This is a genomic window from Halomonas sp. KO116, assembly GCF_000734975.2.
Classification (GTDB): domain Bacteria; phylum Pseudomonadota; class Gammaproteobacteria; order Pseudomonadales; family Halomonadaceae; genus Vreelandella; species Vreelandella glaciei.
Genome location: NZ_CP011052.1, coordinates 583,469 through 605,282, shown reverse-complemented (window position 1 = coordinate 605,282; position 21,814 = coordinate 583,469). Strand labels below are relative to the sequence as shown.

At 56.9% G+C, this 21,814-nt stretch carries 18 protein-coding genes; 4 read left to right on the top strand and 14 right to left on the bottom strand.

Annotation, left to right across the window (positions count from 1 at the left end; translation table 11 throughout):
- Nucleotides 1–23 precede the first annotated feature (23 nt).
- The 7 genes from KO116_RS02815 to KO116_RS02785 form a co-directional block, all read right to left on the bottom strand.
- Nucleotides 24–734, bottom strand: a complete 711-nt coding sequence (locus KO116_RS02815; protein WP_035560648.1) for a UTRA domain-containing protein — start codon at nt 732–734, stop codon at nt 24–26.
- Nucleotides 727–1,458 carry an HAD family hydrolase gene (locus KO116_RS02810; protein ID WP_035560645.1) on the bottom strand — a complete coding sequence of 244 codons (732 nt, stop codon included), beginning with the start codon at nt 1,456–1,458 and terminating at the stop codon, nt 727–729. The genes KO116_RS02815 and KO116_RS02810 overlap by 8 nt, the downstream gene beginning before the upstream one ends.
- An 89-nt stretch (nt 1,459–1,547) precedes the next feature.
- Nucleotides 1,548–4,223 carry an EAL domain-containing protein gene (locus tag KO116_RS02805; RefSeq protein WP_035560643.1) on the bottom strand — a complete coding sequence of 892 codons (2,676 nt, stop codon included), beginning with the start codon at nt 4,221–4,223 and terminating at the stop codon, nt 1,548–1,550.
- Nucleotides 4,224–4,350: 127 nt separating this feature from the next.
- On the bottom strand, nt 4,351–5,655 hold the full coding sequence (locus KO116_RS02800) for a TRAP transporter large permease (RefSeq protein ID WP_035560640.1): 1,305 nt from the start codon (nt 5,653–5,655) through the stop codon (nt 4,351–4,353).
- Nucleotides 5,656–5,699: 44 nt separating this feature from the next.
- A complete protein-coding gene (locus tag KO116_RS02795; RefSeq protein ID WP_035560637.1) occupies nt 5,700–6,263 on the bottom strand; it encodes a TRAP transporter small permease in 564 nt (187 codons plus the stop codon).
- Between the two features lie 81 nt (nt 6,264–6,344).
- The gene (locus KO116_RS02790; RefSeq protein ID WP_035560634.1) at nt 6,345–7,328 is read right to left on the bottom strand and encodes a TRAP transporter substrate-binding protein; all 984 of its coding nucleotides are present in this window, start codon (nt 7,326–7,328) and stop codon (nt 6,345–6,347) included.
- Between the two features lie 36 nt (nt 7,329–7,364).
- Nucleotides 7,365–8,348, bottom strand: a complete 984-nt coding sequence (locus tag KO116_RS02785; RefSeq protein ID WP_035560631.1) for a LysR family transcriptional regulator — start codon at nt 8,346–8,348, stop codon at nt 7,365–7,367.
- A gap of 360 nt (nt 8,349–8,708) precedes the next feature.
- Between KO116_RS02785 and KO116_RS02780 the strand changes: the two genes are divergently transcribed.
- Genes KO116_RS02780 through KO116_RS02770 form a run of 3 tightly spaced genes read left to right on the top strand, consistent with a single transcriptional unit; the run spans nt 8,709 to nt 11,121 of the window.
- The gene (locus KO116_RS02780) at nt 8,709–9,461 is read left to right on the top strand and encodes a 5-oxoprolinase subunit PxpA (RefSeq protein WP_035560627.1); all 753 of its coding nucleotides are present in this window, start codon (nt 8,709–8,711) and stop codon (nt 9,459–9,461) included.
- Between the two features lie 35 nt (nt 9,462–9,496).
- Nucleotides 9,497–10,174, top strand: coding sequence for a 5-oxoprolinase subunit PxpB (pxpB, locus tag KO116_RS02775; protein WP_035560931.1), 678 nt, complete (start codon nt 9,497–9,499; stop codon nt 10,172–10,174).
- On the top strand, nt 10,171–11,121 hold the full coding sequence (locus KO116_RS02770) for a biotin-dependent carboxyltransferase family protein (RefSeq protein WP_035560625.1): 951 nt from the start codon (nt 10,171–10,173) through the stop codon (nt 11,119–11,121). The genes pxpB and KO116_RS02770 overlap by 4 nt, the downstream gene beginning before the upstream one ends.
- Nucleotides 11,122–11,133: 12 nt before the next feature.
- Here the strand turns inward: KO116_RS02770 and KO116_RS02765 are convergent, their stop codons facing one another.
- From KO116_RS02765 to KO116_RS02735, 7 genes are all read right to left on the bottom strand, one after another.
- Nucleotides 11,134–12,633, bottom strand: a complete 1,500-nt coding sequence (locus tag KO116_RS02765) for a sodium:solute symporter family protein (RefSeq protein ID WP_035560622.1) — start codon at nt 12,631–12,633, stop codon at nt 11,134–11,136.
- Nucleotides 12,626–12,814, bottom strand: coding sequence for a hypothetical protein (locus KO116_RS02760; protein ID WP_035560619.1), 189 nt, complete (start codon nt 12,812–12,814; stop codon nt 12,626–12,628). Before KO116_RS02760 ends, KO116_RS02765 begins: the two co-directional genes overlap by 8 nt.
- Before the next feature lie 140 nt (nt 12,815–12,954).
- The gene (gene katG, locus KO116_RS02755; protein WP_035560616.1) at nt 12,955–15,108 is read right to left on the bottom strand and encodes a catalase/peroxidase HPI; all 2,154 of its coding nucleotides are present in this window, start codon (nt 15,106–15,108) and stop codon (nt 12,955–12,957) included.
- A gap of 237 nt (nt 15,109–15,345) precedes the next feature.
- Nucleotides 15,346–16,350 carry an aldo/keto reductase gene (locus KO116_RS02750; protein ID WP_035560613.1) on the bottom strand — a complete coding sequence of 335 codons (1,005 nt, stop codon included), beginning with the start codon at nt 16,348–16,350 and terminating at the stop codon, nt 15,346–15,348.
- Between the two features lie 28 nt (nt 16,351–16,378).
- The gene (locus KO116_RS02745; protein WP_035560610.1) at nt 16,379–18,145 is read right to left on the bottom strand and encodes an ABC transporter transmembrane domain-containing protein; all 1,767 of its coding nucleotides are present in this window, start codon (nt 18,143–18,145) and stop codon (nt 16,379–16,381) included.
- Between the two features lie 163 nt (nt 18,146–18,308).
- The gene (locus KO116_RS02740) at nt 18,309–19,751 is read right to left on the bottom strand and encodes an NAD(P)(+) transhydrogenase (Re/Si-specific) subunit beta (protein WP_035560608.1); all 1,443 of its coding nucleotides are present in this window, start codon (nt 19,749–19,751) and stop codon (nt 18,309–18,311) included.
- 16 nt (nt 19,752–19,767) lie between these two features.
- Nucleotides 19,768–21,339, bottom strand: coding sequence for a Re/Si-specific NAD(P)(+) transhydrogenase subunit alpha (locus KO116_RS02735; RefSeq protein WP_035560606.1), 1,572 nt, complete (start codon nt 21,337–21,339; stop codon nt 19,768–19,770).
- Nucleotides 21,340–21,731: 392 nt separating this feature from the next.
- Here KO116_RS02735 and pqqA point away from each other — a divergent pair, with 392 nt between their 5' ends.
- The gene (pqqA, locus tag KO116_RS26025; RefSeq protein ID WP_009722990.1) at nt 21,732–21,803 is read left to right on the top strand and encodes a pyrroloquinoline quinone precursor peptide PqqA; all 72 of its coding nucleotides are present in this window, start codon (nt 21,732–21,734) and stop codon (nt 21,801–21,803) included.
- The last annotated feature ends 11 nt before the right edge of the window (nt 21,804–21,814 follow it).

The window sequence follows — 21,814 nt, the reverse complement described above, 5'->3', positions numbered from 1 at the left end:
TTAAGTTGTGATGTCTGCACCAATCATTGCTGGCCGGATAGCTCCACGCTGATGCACAAAGAGTCGTGCAGCCAATGCTCTTCGTCATATTCAATGGGGCGCTGCTGATCGTCCAGAATGGCGCGGTTAATGTTCAACCCGGCGGTGCCTGGCGCCACCAGCAACTCTTCGGCATCCCTTGGTGATAGCGCTTCAGACACCATGCGGATAGAGCGGTTGGCCAGGTAATGCCCCCAGCGCTCCCGCAACAGCCCCCACAGCGACTGCCCAGCGTAGATGTCGAGCAATTCCGGGGCACAATTCGGCACCACCCACAGCGACTCCACCAGCACGGCGCGGTCGTCCACATAGCGGCGGCGGCGAATATGGTGAAACGGCTGGTCATCCGGCAGGCCCAGCGCGCGTGCAGCGGGCAGATGGGAGCAGGTTTCCAGTTTCAGGACAGCAGTGCGTGGCCGTCGTCCCTGGGCACGCACATAGTCGTTGAAGCCTGCGTCTCGGGTAGGGTCATAGACCAAGCGGGCGGGGGAAATAAACCACCCGCGCCGGTTGCTGCGGTGGATCAACCCCTCGCCCTCCAGCTGCGCCAGCGCCTGGCGCAGGGTGACGCGAGTGGTGGCAAAGCGTTCCGCCAGCACCCGTTCAGCGGGTAGTTTGCCTTCCCACTGGGTGGCGTTGATGTCGATTAACGAGCGAAGCTGTTCGGTCAGTTGTAGGTAGTAGGCATCAGACATGCGCCGATTTTCCTGGCAGAGCGTTGGGCGACGAAGCGCTCACAGGCGCTGGCGCCCGCCAGTCTAAGCGCCGCCACCCTTCAACGCTAGCTACCTCAGCCAGTACCGGATCAGGGTTAACCGCCACAGGGCAATCCACATACTGCAGCAGTGGGAGGTCGTTGCGGGAGTCTGAGTAGAAAGTCGTGTGACTAGGGGTGACCTGCTGTTCGATCAGCCACTGTTTTAAGCGCAGCACCTTGCCGCCGCGATAAGAAAAAATTCCCTCACTGCCGCCGGTATAGCGCGCATCTTCATTGATACCGTGCTCCACGCTTAACTCTACCGCCAGCACATGTTCAATGCCCAGGGTGGTTGCAATCGGCTCGACCAAATGACGTGACGAGGCGGAAATCAGCAGCAGGGTATCGCCAGCTTTACGATGCGCTTCCAGGCAGACCCAGGCTTGTTCAAAAATACGCGGCAGAAGGTGCGTGGCGACAAACCGCTCGACCTCTTTTTGAACATCCGTTACCCGGCGCCCGCGCAGCGGCGCCAGGGTCATGGCTAGATACTCTTCGAGCTTTAGCTTGCCCGCATGATAAGTCCGCTGCATCTGCTCGGCACGCGCCATGAAGGTCTCGGCATCGCTGATCCAACCTTGCTCTATCATCCATAAATTCCAGCGGTCGCTGCAGTCTCCATCCAGGAGGGTGTCATCAAGATCAAACAGGGCCAGGCGCATGGGAGCACTCCTTTCATCGCGGGTTGGCGGCGCGTAGGGTATGCCAAAGGTGATGACAAGACGATGACGCTGGCGGTGATATTGCGTGGCTACTTGTTCAACCACGCTGCGGCAAAATCATCGGCCGGTAGCGGCCGCCCAAACCAGTAGCCTTGCGCTTCATTACAGCCCATTTCGGCTAGTAGATTTGCTTGCTCGTGGGTCTCAACCCCCTCCGCCACTGTTTTCATCTCTAGCGCTTGCGCCATGGCAATAATGGTTTGCACGATGGTGCGGTCGTGGCGATTATCGAGCATTTCACGCACAAAGGAGATATCGATTTTCAGCGCGTCGGCGGCAAAGCGCCGCAAATAAGAGAGTGACGAATACCCCGTGCCAAAATCGTCGATGGAGAGTGCATAGCCCGCTTGCCGCATGGTGTGGGTAATCTCCACCGCCTGATCAGGGTCGCGCATAAAATCGCTTTCGGTGAGTTCCAGCGCAATCGCGCTCGGGGAAACTCCCGCCGTGAGGTGCGCAATGTGGTGGGTAAGCTGTGGGTCGGCGAACTGCTGAGCGGAAATGTTGATCGACAACCTGCCGGGCAGTGGCATGGCGCACTGTTGGCGCCATGCCATCAGTTGCCTGGCAGACTCCTCCAGTACCCAATCGCCCAGGGCACGAATCAGGCCACGCTCTTCGGCCAAAGGAATAAACTCACTGGGACTCACCCACCCCCACTCCGCGTCATGCCAGCGGCAGAGAGCCTCAGCACCTGTCAGCTGCCCGCTGGCAAGGTCTACCTGGGGCTGAAAGTAGAGTTCCAACTGGTTTTCGCTGATCGCCACGCTGAGCCGCTCGGTCATCCGCTGGCGGCGCTGTAGCGCGTGATGCATTGCTTGGGTATAGGGGCAGGTACTGTTGTCGCGGCGTTTGGCGTGGTGAAGCGCAATACTAGTGGCATTGAACAGCTCACTCGCTTGCGTCACATCGTGGGGATAACGGGCATAGCCAATGCTGACATCAAGGTTAAACACACGGCGCTCCAGCTGCAGCGGCTGAGTCACAGCTGAGCGCAACTGCTCGACGAGAGCATTTATGTTTCTGATATCGGCGTCGGCCACCAGCATGGCAAACTCATCACCGGATAAACGCGCCAGTGGGCCATAGGCGTGGCTGATCTTCTGCAAGCGGTCCGCCACTGATACCAGTAGTTGGTCACCTACTTGGTGGCCGTGCAGGTCATTCACTTCTTTAAAGCGACGAATATCCAATAGCAGCAGCGAAAGCCCCTGCCCAGTATAGTGGGCCTCTTGCCACATCTGCGCTAACAGCTCCATGAAGCGGGTACGGTTAGGTAGCCCGGTAGTGCTATCCGTGTAGGCCAACTGATGCATATGACGGTGGTCCCGGCGGCGTTCAAGCTCTGCCGCGGCGCCAGTAGAAAGGATTTGCAACACTGAGGTAGCGAACGCATTAGTCGTCAGCGGTTGGCGGTAAAACACCATCATCACGCCAATTGCCTCGCCGTTGGCGTTATCTAAGCGACGACCAATCCATGCCCTGACCAGTAGCTGCGTGCCCCCTAACAGCAGCGGCGGCCCGTCATGTATCACCGCTTCACGCTCCAGCACCACCTGCTCGCTAGGCGAGCCGCGCAGTGCGAAAGCGTGCTGCTCACGCTGTTCGCCACTGACCACCATGCTAACCGTGGTTGCCTGGCCATACTCTTTTTCCTCGTCCTGAGGGGAGGTATGCAGTAGTGCAATGAAGCCTGCGTCGGCTTCCAGCACCTCGACCAGAGTGGCAATCAGCTGCTGAAAATAACCGTCACCCACCCGCGTCGTGACCGTCGAGGCAACCTGAAGCACGGCGTTTTGTACCCGTTGCGACTCTTGCTGGTCGGTCACATCCGAGATAAAGCCTTCCAGGCAGACAATCTCACCATCAGGATTCATAACAGCCTGGCCCTGCTCCCACATCCAACGTCTCCCCCCGTCGCGATGCTTTAACCGATACACCACCCGGTAAGGCCGCTTGCTGGCAATGGCCAACTGCACCTCGTCGAAGAGTTTTTCCTGATCATCAGGATGAATCAACGCGGCGAAGCTGGTCACCCGGTTACCTTGCAACTCATCCGGGCGGTACCCGGTCAGCGCCTCGGCCCCTTGGCTTACCACCTGCATGGTCCAGTCACGGTCATTGAAGCAACGGTAGGCCATGCCAGGCAAGTGGTTTAGCAGCGTATCCAGGCGTCGCTCACTCTCCCGTGCGACTTCTTCGCTTGCTCTTAATGCCTGCTCTGCTTTTTGGCGGCCTAGCTCCGCTCCGGCCTGGGCGGCAGCAATTTGCAAAATTTCATTGGCTAGCTCATCCAACTGCATAGGAGAGTTCTTGAGCACCGCCAGCAGGCCAATCAGCGCGCCATCGGCAGCGTAGAGGGGGCGCCCCAGATAACTCTCGGCGCCGAGTTCGCCAAGTAGCTTATCGTCTGGAAAGCGCAATTGGACATCATGCGCATAAAGACAAAATTCACTGTTTATCGCGGTTTCGCAAGGAGTCCCCGCCAGCGGATAAGTAACATTGCTAAGCAAACGCCCATTGGACCAGACCGCTAACGTCTCAGCCTGATGCAGCTGAGTAACATCGGCCACCAGCACATGGTCAACGCCCACCAAGTTTGCCAATCGTTCGACCAGCGTGGCATAAAAGCCAGGACTTCCACTATGCCCCATCCCTTCTGCCAACTGGCGAAATATCTCTGTCGCGTTATTCCTCGTGCGCATTGGTGGAGCCACCTATTCCCGCTTTTTCTTCAGCTTAGCTCGAAGCGCAGCCACAATGAAGCACCCGTTAACCATCCAGGCCTGCATGACAGCCGCCTGGATGGTTAAATGTGGTCGATAGTGGCCGTTAATGGGTCATCGCCTGGGGCAGGTAGAGAGCAATGCCGGGAAAGAGATGCATCAAGGCAATCGCCAACAGCATCAGCAGGAAGAACGGCAGCGTGGCCTTGGTAATGGTCAGGATATCCTTCCCTGTCAGCCCCTGAATCACGAACAGGTTGAAGCCAACGGGCGGCGTAATCTGCGACATTTCGACGACGATGACCAGATAGATGCCAAACCAGATGAGGTCAAACCCTGCGGCACTCACCAGCGGCATGATAATCGCCGTGACCAGCAGAATCAGCGAAATACCGTCGAGGAAGCAGCCCATGATCAGCAGCAGCAAGGTGAGCGCGATCAGCAGCATGGTGGGTGAAAGCCCCATTTCACCAATCGCCTGCGCCAGCTTCATCGGTACCTGAGTAAAGCCCATGGCCGAGGTCAGGAAAGACGCCCCCGCAATGATGAAGGCGATCATGCAGGCAGTACGCACAGCGGCAAACAGCGAGCTCTTGAAGATCTCGCGGTCAAAGTGACCATTGAAGCGGGCAATCACGATCGACAGCACCACACCGACCGCTGCCGCCTCCGTGGGTGACGCCAAGCCGCCATAGATCGAGAAGATGATGCCGCCGATCAGCAGCAGAATGGGCACCAGCGACCAGGTGTTGCGCAGCTTTTCGCCAAAACTCATGTCTGACTCATCTTCACCGGTCAGGCCTTCGCGGTTGCCTTTCAATAGCGCCCACAAAATGAGATAGCTCATGAACATCGCCAGGATCATCAAGCCTGGGCCAATACCCGCCATAAACAGTCTGGAGATCGACTGCTCGGTGACCACGCCATAAACAATCAGCACAATGGAAGGCGGAATCAGCAGCCCTAGCGTCGAAGCACTAGCCAGCGTTCCAATCGCCATATTGCTGTCGTAGCCACGCCGTTCGAGCTCAGGCAGGGTCATCTTGCCTACCGTTGCGCAGGTGGCAGCCGAAGAGCCGCACACCGCTGCAAACATGCCGCTGCCAATAATATTGGTATGCAGTAAACGCCCCGGTAGGCGGTTTAACCAGGGCGACAGGCCGCGGAACATATTATCGGCGAGCCCCGACCGAAAGAGTATCTCGCCCATCCAGATAAACATGGGTAGCGCGGTAAGGTCCCACCCATAGCTTGCCCCCCAGAAATCAGAGGCCAGGATAGAAGCTGGTGAAAACGAGCTGAAGAACTCGAGTGCTATCCAGGCAGTACCAATCAGCGCAAAGGCGATCCATACCCCGCTCCCCAGTAACAGCACAAGCGTAAAAATGGTGGCGAGACTTAGTAGCAGCACGAGGAGCTCTCCGATTTAGGGGGCAGGTGAGTGAAGGTCGCCATTTAGCGGCCTTCGCTTTCGTCTGGGGCCGTCGCTTCGCAAAAACTTGAAGGGTCGCGAATGGCAATACGGATCGCCATGAACAGTGCTTCAGCCAGCGCCAGGCACAAAAGCCCTACGCTGGTCGCAAGTACAAGCTGGGGAATCCAGAGCGGAATCGACACAAATCCTGAAGACACATCATTGTATTGAATGCTCTCACGCGCCAAACCAACCAAGCCGTAACTGAGCATCAGGCTGATCGCCAGCGCGATAATCAGGCCGAGTACTTCAAACCACACTCGAATTGCCGGTGGCAGCCGAGTAATCAACAGCGTCACGCGAATATGGGCGTGATGCACAAAGGTGTAGGCCAAGCCCAGAAAGGTCGCACCCACCAACAGATATGAAGCAATTTCCGAAACGCCGGTAATACTCAGGCCTAGTCGGCTCAAGCCAACCAGCACCAGCAGGGCATCTACCAGGCGGAAAGTCACCTGAAGCGCTATCAGCGCACAGATGGCCACCATGCACGCCGCCGCACCCCAAGCCCCCAGGCGATAGAGTTTGTCGAATTTAAACGTCATGTTCGCAGCCTCATGAAGCGCACGGGAAAAGCAGGGACGGAGACGTTGCCCCGCCCCTGCAAGAGACATTGAAGCCGGAGATTAGCTGTCGCGTTGCTCGCGGTAGTTTTCCAGCGCCTGCTTGGCTTCGTCGTCAGCACGGGACTGCCAATCTTCAAACAACTGGTCACCGGCTGCTTGCAGCGCCTCTGAAACGGCTTCGTTTGGCTCAGAAACTGAAATACCGTTCTCTTGCAGTGCAGCCAAGCTGGCGTCGTTATCTTCGCGGCTCATCTCCCAACCACGTTTTTCAGCCTCAGCGGCGGCTTCCATCAGTGCTTCCTGGGTTGCTTCATCCAGGGCATCGAAACTGCGCTGGCTGATGAAAACGATGTTTTTCGGCAACCATAGGTTAGCGTTGGTGTAATCGGTAACATAATCCCACGCCGCCATGGAGTTGCCGGTAGAGCTTGAGGTGATCATGGCATCCACCCGGCCAGTGCTAAACGCAGTGGGTATATCAGACTCTTCGGTTTCAGTGGGGCTACCGCCCAGGTTATCGACAAAACGCTGGGTATTGATGTTAGGTGCACGAACGCGCAAGCCTTCAAACTGCTCGGGGTCAGTAAGAGGTTCAGAGGTATAGATACCTTGCGCAGGCCAAGTGACGGCGTAGAGCGGAATCAACCCTTCATAGGCAAACAACTCGGTGATCATCGGCTTGGTGGCTTCCCACAGCGCGTAGGCATCGTCATAGCTGCCTGCCACACCGGGCAGAGTATCCACTTCGAAAATGGGGTCATCATTGGAAAGCACGGAGAGGAATACTTCGCCCGCATCAATGGTGCCACGACGAACCGACGGTTTGATCTCCCCATGGGCGACAAGAGAGCCACCGCTATGCACGGTAATGGTTAGCTCGCCATCAGTGGCTTCTGCCACATCGTCGGCAAACTGCTTGGTGTTTTGGGTATGAAAGCTGGCATCACCGTACGGCGTGGCCATGGTCCACTCAGCCGCGTGAGCCGTCACCGTCAGACCGCAGGCTGTTGCCAGTAGCAGGGTGGAAGTTAATGTCTTGCGCATTGTGAAAACCCTCTTGTTTCTATTAATAGTATGGAGCTAATGGTGTGTTGCGTCGGTGGTGCCAGAGGAGGCGCTGCTGGGTACCCAGCGCCCAGAGAAAAGTGTTGTTGTCATATCGGCACGGCGCGCCTGGGCATAGCGGCTGGCACATTCCTGTGCCAGCCGAGCAACGCCCCGACAAAAGCGTGGGTGGTTAGCGTTGCGCCATATCACATCATAGTGCATGGCGGGTAACGGCACCGGCAGTGACAAGCGGTAGAGCTCCCCCCGCTGCCACTCTTCCAGCACGGTGGCGACCGGCAGCGCGCCAATTCCCAACCCTTCGGTAGTCATACGCACAATCGTCATTAATGTACTAACGCAATGAATACGCGGGCTGGCTACGCCCTGCTCCGCTAAGTACCGCACCAACTCTGAGTGGGGGCGCGCCTGTTTACCAAACGAAATAAACGGCAGTTGCTTAAACCACAGTTCGGCACTGTCGCTCAGCAGCTTGGCATGCCGCGGGGAAACGAACATGCCCATTTCATAAGGGCTCAGCGACTCGTACTCGATCTGCTTTTGAGGCGAATAGCCATTCATCGCCAGCACAATATCCAATTCATTACTCAGCAGCCGCTCATTCAGAACCGACGAGTAATCAACCGTCAATTCAATAATCAGCCGCGGATACCGCTCGGTGAGCAGGCGCATAAAATCGGGGAACCAGCTATGAGCGATGGTTTCAATTGTGCCGAGCCGCAATGGTGCAGAAAACGCCTCTTCACTATCGAATAGCTTCATCGCCTTATCACGTTGGTGCAGCATGCGTTCAGCGTGCATAAAGAACTCGCGGCCGCGCATGGTGGGCTGGATAGGCCGAGCGGCGCGCTCCAAGAGCAGTTCCCCTACCGTGGTTTCAAGACGCGAAATACGCTCGGAAACAGAAGGCTGAGTAAGGTGCAAGCGGGTCGCTGCCTTACGGAAAGAGCCGAGCCTCACCGCCCATACAAACGCCTCCAGTTCTTTAAAATCGAGCATAATGACTCGCCTACAAATGACTTTCTGGGATAAATCAGCATCGTCGTGCTGATACGTAAAGCTGGCTGCAGAGAGCTAACCCCTTGGCTATCGGGTAACTGTATATTTATTTAACTATGCAACTTTGAGACCACTCCCTGCAGGGTTATCCCACCAACGCTATTATCACGCCCCGCCCTTACTGTGATAAGCGTATCGTGCCCAAGCGTCAACCATTTTTCCACCAAATAACAATATGATAGGAGTGACCGATAGTTAGTATCGTCAAAAACGATTGGCACTGAGCTTGCCGTGTTCATATATTGGTGGTGGATTACAAATCAGCTTCAGCCAACCACAGCATCAACGACAGGAGTCGCTATGGCCATTCCCCTGCTTAATTGCGATATGGGCGAAAGTTTCGGCAACTGGACGATCGGCCTAGATGCCGATGCGATGCCTTACGTCGACTGCGCCAACATCGCCTGTGGTTTCCACGCGTCCGATCCTCATGTGATGCGCCGCACCGTCAAGCTAGCAGTTCAGAATGACGTTCGTATTGGCGCCCACCCTGGTTACCCAGACTTGATGGGCTTTGGGCGACGCTCCATGGCCTGCTCGCCGGAAGAGGCTGAAGACATGGTGCTCTACCAGGTAGGCGCCCTGGCGGGCATTTGCCAAGCCGAAGGCACCCAGTTGAGCTACATCAAACCTCATGGCGCGCTTTATAACGACATGGCCGCCAACCCGGCGCTGCTCGAAGGCGTCATGCGCGCCGTGCGTGCTTACGATCCGAGCCTGCCGCTAATGATCATGTCGACTGCTGACCCCGAACCACATCGCGAGCTGGCTGCCAAACTGGGCATTACCCTCTGGTTCGAAACCTTTGCCGATCGCGCTTACGACGCCAATGGCCACCTGGCCTCGCGCCGGCTACCCAACGCCGTGCACCACGACCAGAACACCATTGTGAATCAGGCCATTAAGCTGGCCAAAGGCGAGCCGCTCACTGCACTCGACGGCACGCCGCTGCACCTAGCCTGCGATACGCTTTGCGTTCACGGTGATAACCCTGAATCGGTGGCGGCGGTGCGCGCTATTCGCGAGGCCTTTCAGGCGCTGGAGCAGGCGTGAATCCCATTAGTGAAAGAAGAGTTGAAACCGCCGCCATGGATGCCTTGATGGTGAGACTTTTCGACACCATCGACGAGGTCAACATGGCCTGGGTGATCGCCGCCGACCAAGCGCTGCGCGGTGCTTTCGGGGCTGCCTTGATTGATTTAGTGCCCTCTTACACCACACTGCTAGTCCATTACGACTGCCAGCAAATGAATCACGCCGAGGCGCTCGGTCTGATCAATAAGGCACTTTCCGGCCTCGAACCTGCCGACACTCAGGCGGGTGAGCTACACGATATTCCCGTGTGGTATGACGAAAGTGTCGGTCCCGAACTGCCTCTGGTCGCCAAACGCGCTGGCTTGAGCGTTGACGAGCTGATACAGCAGCACTGTAACCATGACTACTGTGTCTTCGCGCTGGGTTTCGCGCCCGGCTACGGCTTTATGGGCTTAGTCGATGAAGCAATAGCGACGCCGCGCCTAAAAACACCGCGCCGTAAAGTAGCCGCAGGCAGTGTGGGCATTGCCGATCGGCAAACCGCGATTTATCCGCTGCTCTCACCCGGTGGTTGGAACATTCTTGGCCGTACCAATGTGCCGCTATTCGAATACGCCAAGCGCGGCGAACCGCTGTTCCGCCCTGGCGACAAGGTGCGCTTTAGAGCGATCTCCCGTGCGGAGTTTGAAGCGGACGGTGGCGATACCACCCCAATGGAGGAGCGCCCATGAGCCACGTCGCCATCAATAAAAAACAAAACGCCATGGTCGTTAAACAAGCGGGGCCACTCGCACTGATTCAGGATGCCGGCCGGTTTGGGGTTGGTCATCTAGGGGTTACCCAGGGCGGTGCCGCCGACTGGATCTCATTTCGCTGGGCCAACTGGCTACTCGGCAACGCCTTAAACAGCGCCGCGTTGGAAATTGTGATGGGCGGCGGTTTGAGTTTTGAAACCGAAAGCGAAGTGCGCCTGGCCTTGACCGGTGCCGATCTAGACGCTCAGTTGGATGGCAAACCGCTCGCACCCAATACCAGCTTCAAGCTAATGCCCGGTCAGTGCCTAGTGTTTCGCCAACCGCGCCAAGGCCTGCGCGCCTATCTCGCCTTTCCTGGCGGGCTAAATGCACCGGAGGTGCTTGGCAGTCGCGCCTGCACCGCCCGCGAGCAACTGGGCGGCCTGCACGAAGATGGTAAACCGCTAAAAGTGGGCAACCGCTTGACCTGGAAAGGCACCGCTTCGGTGGTTCGCCGTATTGCGGAAGGCCAAGGCCCGCAGATGCCAGCATCAAACTGCCGCCTACCCATCGTGCTCGGCTCGCAAATCGCCGCCTTCAGCGGCCGCTCCCTTTTCCAAGCTTTCAACCAACCCTGGACAGTGGATAATCGCGCCGATCGTATGGGCGTACGACTGACCGGCCCTGCCTTGCATGGCTCGCTCACCGGCATTATTTCCGAGGGCATTCCCTTGGGGGCAGTGCAGGTTCCACCGGATGGTCAGCCTATCGTGCTGATGAATGATCGTCAGACAATAGGCGGCTACCCACGCCTGGGAGCCCTCACGCCGAGCGCCTGCACCGCCCTGGCCCAGTGCCTGCCCGGCTCCCAGGTATGGCTGACGCCGGTCAGCGCCAGCCAGGCGCAAGATGATTATCGACAGCAGCTAACGGTTTGGCGCTAAACCTGAAAAGCCTCAGTTAAAAGCCTTATGCCGACGATTTTTACCCAGCTCTTCAGCAATGGCGCTAAAGAAAGCATCCGTGGTGGCTTGATGAGGTTTGGTTACAAGGCTAACGCCAACAAACAGCACACTAGCGACTACAATGCCCCATACACCGGCAGGCAGCCCCAGCAGCGAGTTGCCGGTGGCGTACATCAGCAGCACAAAGGCACTGGTGCCCACCACACTGGTCAATGCACCGGCTGAAGTGCCGCGCTTCCAGTAGAAGGCGCCGATCAGGGCGGGCACCATGGCTACCAGACCAGAGGAAGCAGCCACCGACAGCACCGCAATAAGGTCAAGCTGTAGCTCGGCGAAGGCCAACGCCATTAACGCAATCACCGGCACCACAAACTTACCTACCAGCAGTTGGCGCTTTTCACTGACATTCGGTTTGACGTTGGCATAGACATCACGGGAAACCATGGACGCCAGCGTCAGCATAATCGAATCGATAGTAGAAACGGCGGCCGCCATGATCCCGATCATTACAATCACGCCTAACACTGGTGGAACAAACTCCGAGGCCAGCAGCGTGGGCGTGGCTAAATCTGCACTTTCAAGACTTGGGAAAGCCGCTAAAGCAGAGAACCCCCACAGCACGGAAACAATGGTGTAGATAAAGCCAAACACTAGGAAACCAAGCAGCATTTGACGCATAGAACGCAGCGACGAAGGCATAAACAGGCGCTGGCTGACTTGAGGGTTAGAAAGGCTAAAGAAGAACCACGGGATAGTAAGCCCCAAGAAAGTGACAAAGCTAAATAACCCAGGCCCAGGTACCGTCAGTGACTGCGGGTGTTCCGTTGCCAGCGTATTGAACAGCGCGCCAAAGCCGCCCAGGCCTTGAATCACCAGGCAGGCCACGAGTGTGGAAACCACGATCATCATGATGGCCTGGAGCGAGTCGGTCCACATGACCGAACGAATTCCAGCGATATAAGAGAAGAAGATAGCGACCACCGTAGCTAACACCACTCCGGTGGTAAAAGTAATTGCTCCATCGGTGATCCCTTGAAGCAGATAACCGACGCCAGCGAGCTGAACGGCCGAGTAAGGAATCAAGAAAATACAGCTGGCAATCGATACGGCCATGGCAACATGCTTGCTATTATAACGGTGACCCAGCATTTCACTTGGTGTCACAAAACCAAATCTTTTGCCGACGGCCCAGAATTTAGGTCCAAAAACAGCCACCAGGGAAACACCGGCAAAGTAGATAATTTCGAAACCTAGCGCCCCAACGCCACCAGCATAGGTAAGGCCAGCCAGCCCCACCATCATAAAAGCACTGTAAGTGGTGGCACTGTAACTTAGCGCGGAGACAAAGCCGTTCATTTGTCGGTTGCCTAAAAAGTAGCCCGACATGCTTTCTGAACCACCTTTCGCCGGGCCTTGGCGCGACAGAATGGCAATGCCTATAGCGACCAATAAGTAGATAGCAATGGACCACCAAATTAGCGATTCAGTCATCGCTGCGTTCCTTGAAATCTTTAGTGATAAACACGTTCAGAGCAATGATGACTAAGCCGGCACATGCCCAAAACAGAAAGCTGCCGTACCATTGCGATACATGGCCCAACAAGGTGTAAGGCACTACATAGCAAAGCAAGACGACTGCCCATACTAGCCATATCCATTTACTGCGTTTCATAAAGCGTCTCGTGTTGTTACGGCAAAATAACCAGGGAGCCTCTGATTAACGTTCATTCCTGCATTGAGCATATAAACACGCAATAAAAAAACCCGCATCCTGGGATGCGGGTTATTTGTTAGCACTAACGTATTTAGTGCTTAGGCGACGTCAAAGCGATCCGCGTTCATCACTTTCGTCCAGGCAGCGACGAAGTCTTTAACAAACTTCTCGTCGTTGTCGTCCTGGGCGTAGACTTCCGCGTAGGAGCGCAGCAGCGAGTTAGAACCGAACACCAGGTCAACGCGGGAGGCGGTCCACTTAACGGCATCCGTCTGACGATCACGAATCTCGTAGGTGTTTTTACTCACCGGCTTCCAGGTGTTGCCCATATCGGTCAGGTTGACGAAGAAGTCGTTGGTCAACTGACCTTCACGGTCGGTGAATACGCCGTGCTTGGTGCCACCGTAGTTGGTACCCAGCACACGCATACCACCCAGTAGCACGACCATTTCCGGCCCTGTCAGCCCCATCAACTGCGCGCGATCCAGCAACAACTCTTCCGGCTTCACGACATAGTCTTTCTTCTGCCAGTTACGGAAACCGTCAGCCAGCGGCTCTAGTGGCTCAAACGATTCGCCGTCGGTCATCTCGGCAGAAGCATCGCCACGCCCTTTCAGGAATGGCACGCGAACGTCGTAGCCTGCGGCTTTGGCGGCTTTTTCGATCGCTACGCTGCCGGCCAGAACGATCACGTCGGCAAGGCTTGCGCCAGTGTCAGCAGAAATCTTCTCGTACACGGCTAATACGCTGGCGAGACGCGCAGGCTCGTTGCCCTCCCAATCCTTCTGTGGCGCTAAGCGAATGCGTGCACCGTTGGCACCGCCGCGCATATCAGAACCACGGTAAGTGCGCGCGCTATCCCACGCGGTGCTAACCATATCGCTGATGCTCAGGCCGGCGTCGGCGATTTTCTGTTTAACCACTTCTTCGCTGTAGTCGGTGCTGCCAGCCGGAATTGGATCCTGCCAGATCAAGTCTTCAGCGGGTACTTCCGGGCCGATATAGCGTGCTTTCGGGCCTAGGTCACGGTGGGTCAGCTTGAACCACGCCTTAGCGAAGGTCTTCTTGAAGTACTCCGGATCCGCCATGAATTTTTCACAAATGGCGCGGTAAATCGGATCCATCTTCATGGCCATATCCGCATCGGTCATGATCGGATTGTGGCGAATAGAGGGGTCGCTGGCGTCAACCGGCTTGTCCTCTTCTTTGATGTCGATGGGCTCCCACTGGTGAGCACCAGCCGGGCTCTTGCGCAGCTCCCACTCATGGCCGAACAGCAGGTCGAAATAGCCCATGTCGAACTGGGTGGGGTGAGTGGTCCAGGCACCTTCAATGCCAGACGTAACGGCATTGCTTGCCTTGCCACCCATGGTCGGGTTGCCCCAGCCAAATCCCTGGTTTTCAACGTCAGAGGCTTCTGGCTCAGCCGCCAGCGCTGCCGCATCGCCGTTACCGTGGCACTTACCCACGGTGTGTCCACCGGCAGTCAGGGCAGCGGTCTCTTCGTCATTCATCGCCATACGGGCGAAGGTTTCACGCACTTGCTGGCCAGTTTTCAGCGGGTCGGGCACGCCGTTCACGCCTTCAGGGTTCACGTAGATAAGCCCCATCTGAACCGCAGCAAGCGGGTTTTCCATGGTTTCAGGCTTTTCAACGTCGCCGTATCGCTCGTCGGAAGGCGCCAGCCACTCTTTCTCATCGCCCCAGTAGATGTCTTTTTCCGGGTGCCAAATGTCTTCGCGACCAAACGAGAAGCCGTAAGCAGGCAGACCCATGGATTCGTAGGCAACGGTACCGGCCAGGATCATCAGATCGGCCCAGCTGATCTTGTTGCCGTACTTCTTCTTGATCGGCCACAGTAGACGACGCGCCTTATCGAGGCTGACGTTGTCCGGCCAGGAGTTGAGGGGTGCAAAACGTTGGCTACCGGTACCACCGCCGCCACGGCCGTCGGCAAGCCGGTAGGTGCCCGCAGAGTGCCATGCCATACGAATCATTAGACCGCCGTAGTGACCCCAGTCAGCTGGCCACCACGACTGGCTGTCAGTCATCAACGCGTGGACGTCTTGCTTGAGCGCGTCAAAATCGAGCTTTCTGACCTCTTCCCGATAGTCAAAATCTGCATCCATCGGGTTCGTTTTGCGGTCATGCTGGTGCAAGATATCCAGGTTGATTCCTTCAGGCCACCAGTCTTTATTCGACGTACCTGTGGAAGTATTACCACCGTGCATTACAGGACATTTACCACTCATCGCGCTCTCCCATCACTCTATTTTGTGTTAGTTGCTTTTTTTCTTGGTGGTGCTCGCTTTCTAGCGACCAAGTCAACTGACGTTGAGCGTCGTGTACGTTGCCTTTCTGACTAGCACGGACACCTCACTCACTTGGTACTGTTTTAAAGCAGATCAGTCATAGGCACAATTTGCTTTTTGCGACCGCTCTAATAGTTTTTACCCATCACCCCTGTTAATACCCACTCCTAGTCGCTGCTAACGGGTGAACTCCTCGGTGTCAATATCCGCTTGCTGCGCCTCGCTGTAGCGAGCCCCTGCGACCTGATCGGGCGTCATCATGGCATCCAACTGCTGCATTGTGGTGGCATCAAGGCGCAGTGTTTCCGACGCTAAATTTTCGCGCATATGGTCAGGTGAGCGTGTCCCCGGAATGGGAATAATGTCGTCGCCTTTCGCTTTCAGCCAGGCCAGTGCCAGTTGCCCCGGCGTTACGTTTAAAGCCTGCGCCAGCGCCGCAAGGCGTTCAAATAGTTTTATATTATGCGGGTAGTTTTCGGCGCTGAAGCGCGGCATATTACGGCGCATATCGCCCTCTTCAAGACGCGCTGGGTCTTGAATGGCGCCGGTTAAGAAGCCGCGCCCCAGAGGGCTAAACGCGACCATGGCCGCGCCCACCTCTCGGCACGCATCGATCAGGGCGATTTCAGGGTTGCGCGTCCACAGCGAGTATTCCGACTGCACCGCGGCGATGGGATATTCAGTTGCCGCACGACGTAACGTTAGCGCAGAAACTTCAGAGAGCCCCACGCCACCAATTTTTCCCTCTTCCATCAAGCGCCCCAGCGCGCCGACGCTCTCTTCAATGGGGACTTGGCGATCCAAGCGGTGCAGGTAGTAGAGATCCAAATGGTCGGTACGCAGGCGCGCAAGGCTTGCTTCGCACTGTTTGCGCAGGTTTGCCGGACGGCCGTCAATCACCCGTTTGCCTGACTCAGGGTCCATCGCCATGCCGCATTTACTGGCCAGAAACAGCTGATGCCGCTTGCCCTCCAAAGCGCGCCCGACCACTTTCTCATTGGCCGTAGCGCCGTACAGGGTGGCGGTGTCAAAGTGGCGATAGCCCATATCAAAGGCCTCATCCAGCGCTCGTAAAGCCGCGCTTTCCGGCACGATGCTGCCGTAGCCGTGGGAGAGGTTCATACAGCCCAGGCCAATCGAAGGGGCATTTACGGCGTTAAGGCGCTGAAAGAAGCTCGACATCGATATTCCCATCATTAAAAGGACCGTTTTATAACGTTTCACCGCCGAACTGCAACGCGGCTAAATGACGATAGAGCGGGCTAGTGGTGATTAATTCATCGTGGGTGCCCGCTGCGATTAGCTTTCCACCATCGAGCACCAGCAAACGATCAGCGGCGATAACTGTGGCGAGCCGATGGGCAATGACGATGCTGGTGCGTCCTACCATCAGCCGATCCAGCGCCTGCTGTACTAGCCGCTCACTCTCCGCATCCAAGGCGCTGGTGGCTTCATCCAACAACAAAACTGCAGGGTTTTTAAGCAGCGCCCGGGCGATAGCGAGCCGCTGACGCTGGCCGCCGGAAAGCTGCACCCCACCGGGCCCCAGAGGCGTATCAAAGCCTTGAGGCAGCGCCTCGATAAAGTCGAGGGCACTGGCATCCTGGGCAGCAGTGCGCAGCCTTTCAATGCTCGCTTCGGGGTCACCATAGCGTAGGTTCTCAGCCACCGAGCCGCTGAACAGCACAGGCTCTTGCGCCACCAGCCCCATGACACTGCGCAAGGCAGCAAGCTCTAAGCTGCGGATATCACAGCCATCAAGGCTGATACGCCCTTGGCTAGGATCATAAAAGCGCAGCAACAACGCCAAGAGGGTGCTTTTACCCGCCCCCGAAGGCCCCACCACCGCTACCCGTTCTCCCGGCTTAATATGCAGATCAAACCCTTCCAACGCTGGGATTGCCCGGCCGGGGTAGGTGAAGCTGACGCTCTCCAGCACAATGTCACCTTTTGATGGCATCGGTAGGGGATGTGGATTCGCAGGTGACTGGATTGCGGGCTGAGTATCGAGCAGCTCCAATAAGCGCTCTGCCGCCCCCGCTGCGCGCTGCACATCACCCGCGACTTCAGCCAAGGTGGCGATAGCCCCCGCCGCCAGCACGGCATAAAAAATAAATGCTGATAGCTCGCCCGCGCTCATAGTGCCATCTAACACCGCCTGACCACCCTGCCAGAGCATTAATCCAACCGCGGTAAACACCACTAGCATGGCGATACCGGTCAACCAAGCACGCTGCTGGGTGCGCTCTACGGCGCTGCCGAACGCCTGCTCCACGCGCTGACCGTAGTGGGTTTTATCCGCCGCTTCGTGGGTAAACGCCTGGAGGGTTCGAATGCCGCTCAGCGCCTCCTCAGCATAACGGCCAAGTTCGGCCACGCGATCCTGGCTAGTGCGCGAAAGTCGCCGTACCCGGCGGCCGTACCAGACAATCGGTAGAAGCGTAGCGGGGATGCCAATCAGCACCATCGCCGAGAGCCACGGCTGAGTCACCAGCATGAGCACCACGGCGCCTACCAGCATGACCAGATTGCGCAGCGCCAACGAGACCGAGGAGCCAAACAGGCTCTGTAGAACGCTGGTGTCCGCGGTCAGCCGAGAGGCGATCTCTCCGGCAGCACGGCCGGAGCTGGCGCTCTCGAAGAAACTCGGCTCTAAAGTGAGCAAATGATCAAACACGCGCTGGCGCAAGTCCGCAGCCAGGCGCTCGCCAATCCAGGTCACTTGGTAGTAACGAAGTGCAGAAGCAAGCGCCAGCACCGTGACTACGGCCAGCATTAAACCCAGTGTTTGGGCCAACGCCTGTTGATCAGCGGCGAGAAAACCTCTGTCGATGACCAGACGCAATCCATTCCCTAGCAGGAGCACGCTTCCCGAGGCCATAAGTAGCGCCAGGCCAGCCAGAGCCAACCGCGTGCGGTAGGGGCGCAGTAGACCCAGCAAACGCAGCAGTACTCGGGGATTGGGGCGTTGATTCATAGTCGCGATTGCTCAACACATAAGGTGGTAGTCGACCATAGCAGGAGTAGCAGCGCCCTGCACAGAAACTAAAAAGCCCGCGATTGCTCGCGGGCTCAGTCCCTAATAGCTCTTAGTAGCCTAGCGTCCAGCTAAGTTACGTGGGTAGCTAAAACGCAAAGGCCTAATCAATCAACGGCAGCAGCGTATTTAAGCTATCACGGGCATCGCCATAGAACATGCGCGTGTTCTCTTTAAAGAACAGCGGGTTTTCGATACCAGAGTAGCCGGTGCCCTGGCCACGTTTGCAGACAAACACCTGCTTGGCTTCCCATACCTTCAATACCGGCATGCCAGCAATCGGGCTATTGGGGTCTTCTTCGGCCGCTGGATTAACGATATCGTTGGAGCCAATCACGATCACCACGTCGGTGGTAGCAAAATCGTCGTTGATTTCATCCATCTCCAGCACGATGTCGTAAGGCACCTTGGCTTCCGCCAGCAGCACGTTCATATGGCCCGGTAAACGGCCCGCGACCGGGTGGATACCGAAGCGCACGGTCTTGCCCGCTGCACGAAGCTTGCGCACCAAATCGCTCACCGCCGTTTGCGCCTGGGCCACGGCCATACCGTAGCCCGGTACGATGATCACGCTGTCGGCATCGTTCAGGGCGCTCGCTACGCCACCGGCGTCAATCGCCACCTGCTCGCCTTCGATCTCCGCCGCGGGCCCTTGGCTGCCACCAAAGCCGCCCAAAATGACGTTGATAAAGTTGCGGTTCATCGCCTTACACATAATGTAAGAGAGAATCGCACCGGAGGAACCCACCAGCGCGCCGGTGACAATCAATAGATCATTAGAAAGCGTGAAGCCGATAGCGGCCGCCGCCCAGCCGGAGTAGCTGTTGAGCATGGAGACCACCACGGGCATATCCGCACCACCAATGCCCATGATCAGGTGGTAGCCGATAAAGAATGCCAGCGCCGCCAGCACAATCAGCGTCCAGAAGCCTGCGCCGTTCAGGTAGAGAATGGCCAGCAGTAGCGACAGTACCGCCGCCCCAGCGTTAAGCATATGCCCGCCGGGCAACTGACGAGGCTTACCATCCACTTTACCCGCCAGCTTACCAAAGGCGACCACCGAACCGGTGAAGGTGATGGCGCCAATAAAGATGCCTAGCACCACCTCAACCTGCAGGAACATTAGCTCGTCGGGGGCTTTGGTGGCGACCAGCGCGGCGAAGGCGGAGAACTGATCCAAAGACGCTTCGGCGGCACGCGCGGCCATCACCCTGCGGCGCTCTAAATCTGCGCTCCAAGCCACCAATACCGCCGCTAAACCGACAAAGCTATGCAGCGCTGCGACAAGCTGAGGCATTTCGGTCATTTCGACCTTGCCCGCTACGTAGGCGCCAATACCCGCGCCAATCAGCATCATCGGAATCAGCCACCAGTAGCCGCCAATGCCTGGGCCGAGGGCAGTGAAGAACACCGCTACCGCCATGCCCACGATGCCGTACCACACGGCCCGCTTGGCTTTCTCTTGGTTACTCAAGCCGCCCAGCGACAGAATAAACAGTACGCTCGCCGCGATTGCCGCGGCAGATACGAATCCTTGCTCTAACATATCGTCTCTCCGCCGCTTAGGATTTTTGGAACATGGCCAGCATCCGGCGTGTCACCAGGAAGCCACCCACGATATTGATTGACGCGATAAGTATTGAGATCGCCGCCAGTACGCTAACCACTGCGCTGCCGGAGCCAATCTGCAGAATCGCCCCCAAAATAATGATGCCTGAGATCGCATTGGTTACCGCCATTAGCGGCGTATGCAGCGAGTGACTCACTTTCCAAATCACCTGGAAGCCGATAAAGCAGGCCAGTACAAAGACAATAAAGTGCTGCATAAAGGACGCTGGCGCCACTTGGCCCAGCAGCAACATCAGTACGCCGCCAACAGCCAATAGGCTCACCTGGCGCTTGGTTTGCGCTTTAAAGGCGGCTAGCTCAGTGGCCTTTTTCTCTTCCGGCGTGGGCTCTTTCTCTTTTTTCTTGGGTTTTGAAGCGCCAATCGCTTTCACTTTAGGGGGCGGCGGCGGGAAGGTGATTTCGCCATCGTGAGTCACCGTAGCGCCACGAATAACGTCGTCGTCCATATTATGATTGATCACGCCGTCTTTCTCAGGCGTAAGATCGGTCAACATATGGCGGATATTGGTGGCGTAGAGCAGCGATGACTGCGTTGCCATGCGCGAAGGAAAGTCGGTGTAGCCGATCACTACGACACCATTATCCGAGACCACGCGCTCATCTGGCTTGGTCAGGTCACAATTACCGCCCTTCTCGGCGGCCAGATCAATAATCACCGAGCCCGGCTTCATCGCCGCGACCATATCTTCCAGCCACAGCTTGGGCGCAGGCTTGCCGGGAATCAGCGCGGTGGTAATCACGATATCTACATCTGGCGCCTGCTCGCGGAAGCACTCCAGCTGTTTCTCGCGGAACTCTGGGCTTGAGGGCGAGGCGTAGCCACCGCTTTCAGAACCGTCCTGGCTATCCTCGAAATCGAGGAACAGGAATTCGGCGCCCATGGATTCGATCTGCTCAGAAACCTCGGGGCGCACGTCAAAGGCACGTACCACGGCGCCCAGGCTGGTGGCGGTACCGATCGCCGATAAACCGGCCACACCGGCACCAATCACCAGCACTTTGGCGGGGGGCACTTTACCTGCTGCCGTTACCTGCCCAGTGAAGAAGCGACCAAAGTTATTGCCCGCCTCAATCACCGCGCGGTAGCCAGCGATGTTGGCCATGGAGGAGAGCGCGTCCATCTTCTGTGCCCGCGAAATCCGCGGCACCATATCCATGGCAATAACGGTAGCACCCTGGGACTTACACTTCTCCAACAGCGCTTCGTTTTGCGCGGGCCAGAAGAAGGCTATCAGCGTTTGACCTTCACGCAGCCGCTCGGCCTCTTCATCAGAGGGCTCGCGGACTTTAATGACCACCTCAGCGTCGCGCCAGAGCGCGTCAGCCCCGTCCACCACGGTAACGCCAGCATCGCGATAAGTGTCGTCATTAAAGCCCGCGGCCAAGCCAGCGCCGGTTTCCACTACACACTCGTGGCCTAGCTTCTGAATCTGTTTGGCGCTCTCTGGGGTCAGCGCGACACGCGCTTCCCCCCGGGCACTCTCCTTCGGTGCACCTATTTTCACTCGCGTTCTCCTTTGTTTTTTCTGCTGCGGTTACCTTCCTACAGCGCCGCCGTACAGCGATTAGGCACTGCCCATTTTCGACGTTAGTCATACACCTGTTAGCTATCTAGGATCTAACGGAGCGGCTGCCAGATGCTATTCAACCTTTGATACAACAGGGTTGTTTAACTACAACACGGCTTGGTTGAGGCTTCAAGCCCCAACAAAAGAGCGAGGAAATTACTCCCAAAGTACCACAGGCAGTTGGCCCTACCGGTGCTTAACTGAAGAAGCGGCCATGGCAGTGATGCTTAACCGCTGACAGTGCCCGCACCAACATGTGTAGTAACACTTGTAACGACAGTTGCAACACCACTCACGACAATATGCTTACCAACGCAGGAGAGTTCCTTATGTGGACGAAACCGACCTATCAAGATATGCGCCTTGGCTTTGAAGTAACACTTTATATCTCTACTCGCTAAGACGCGGCCCC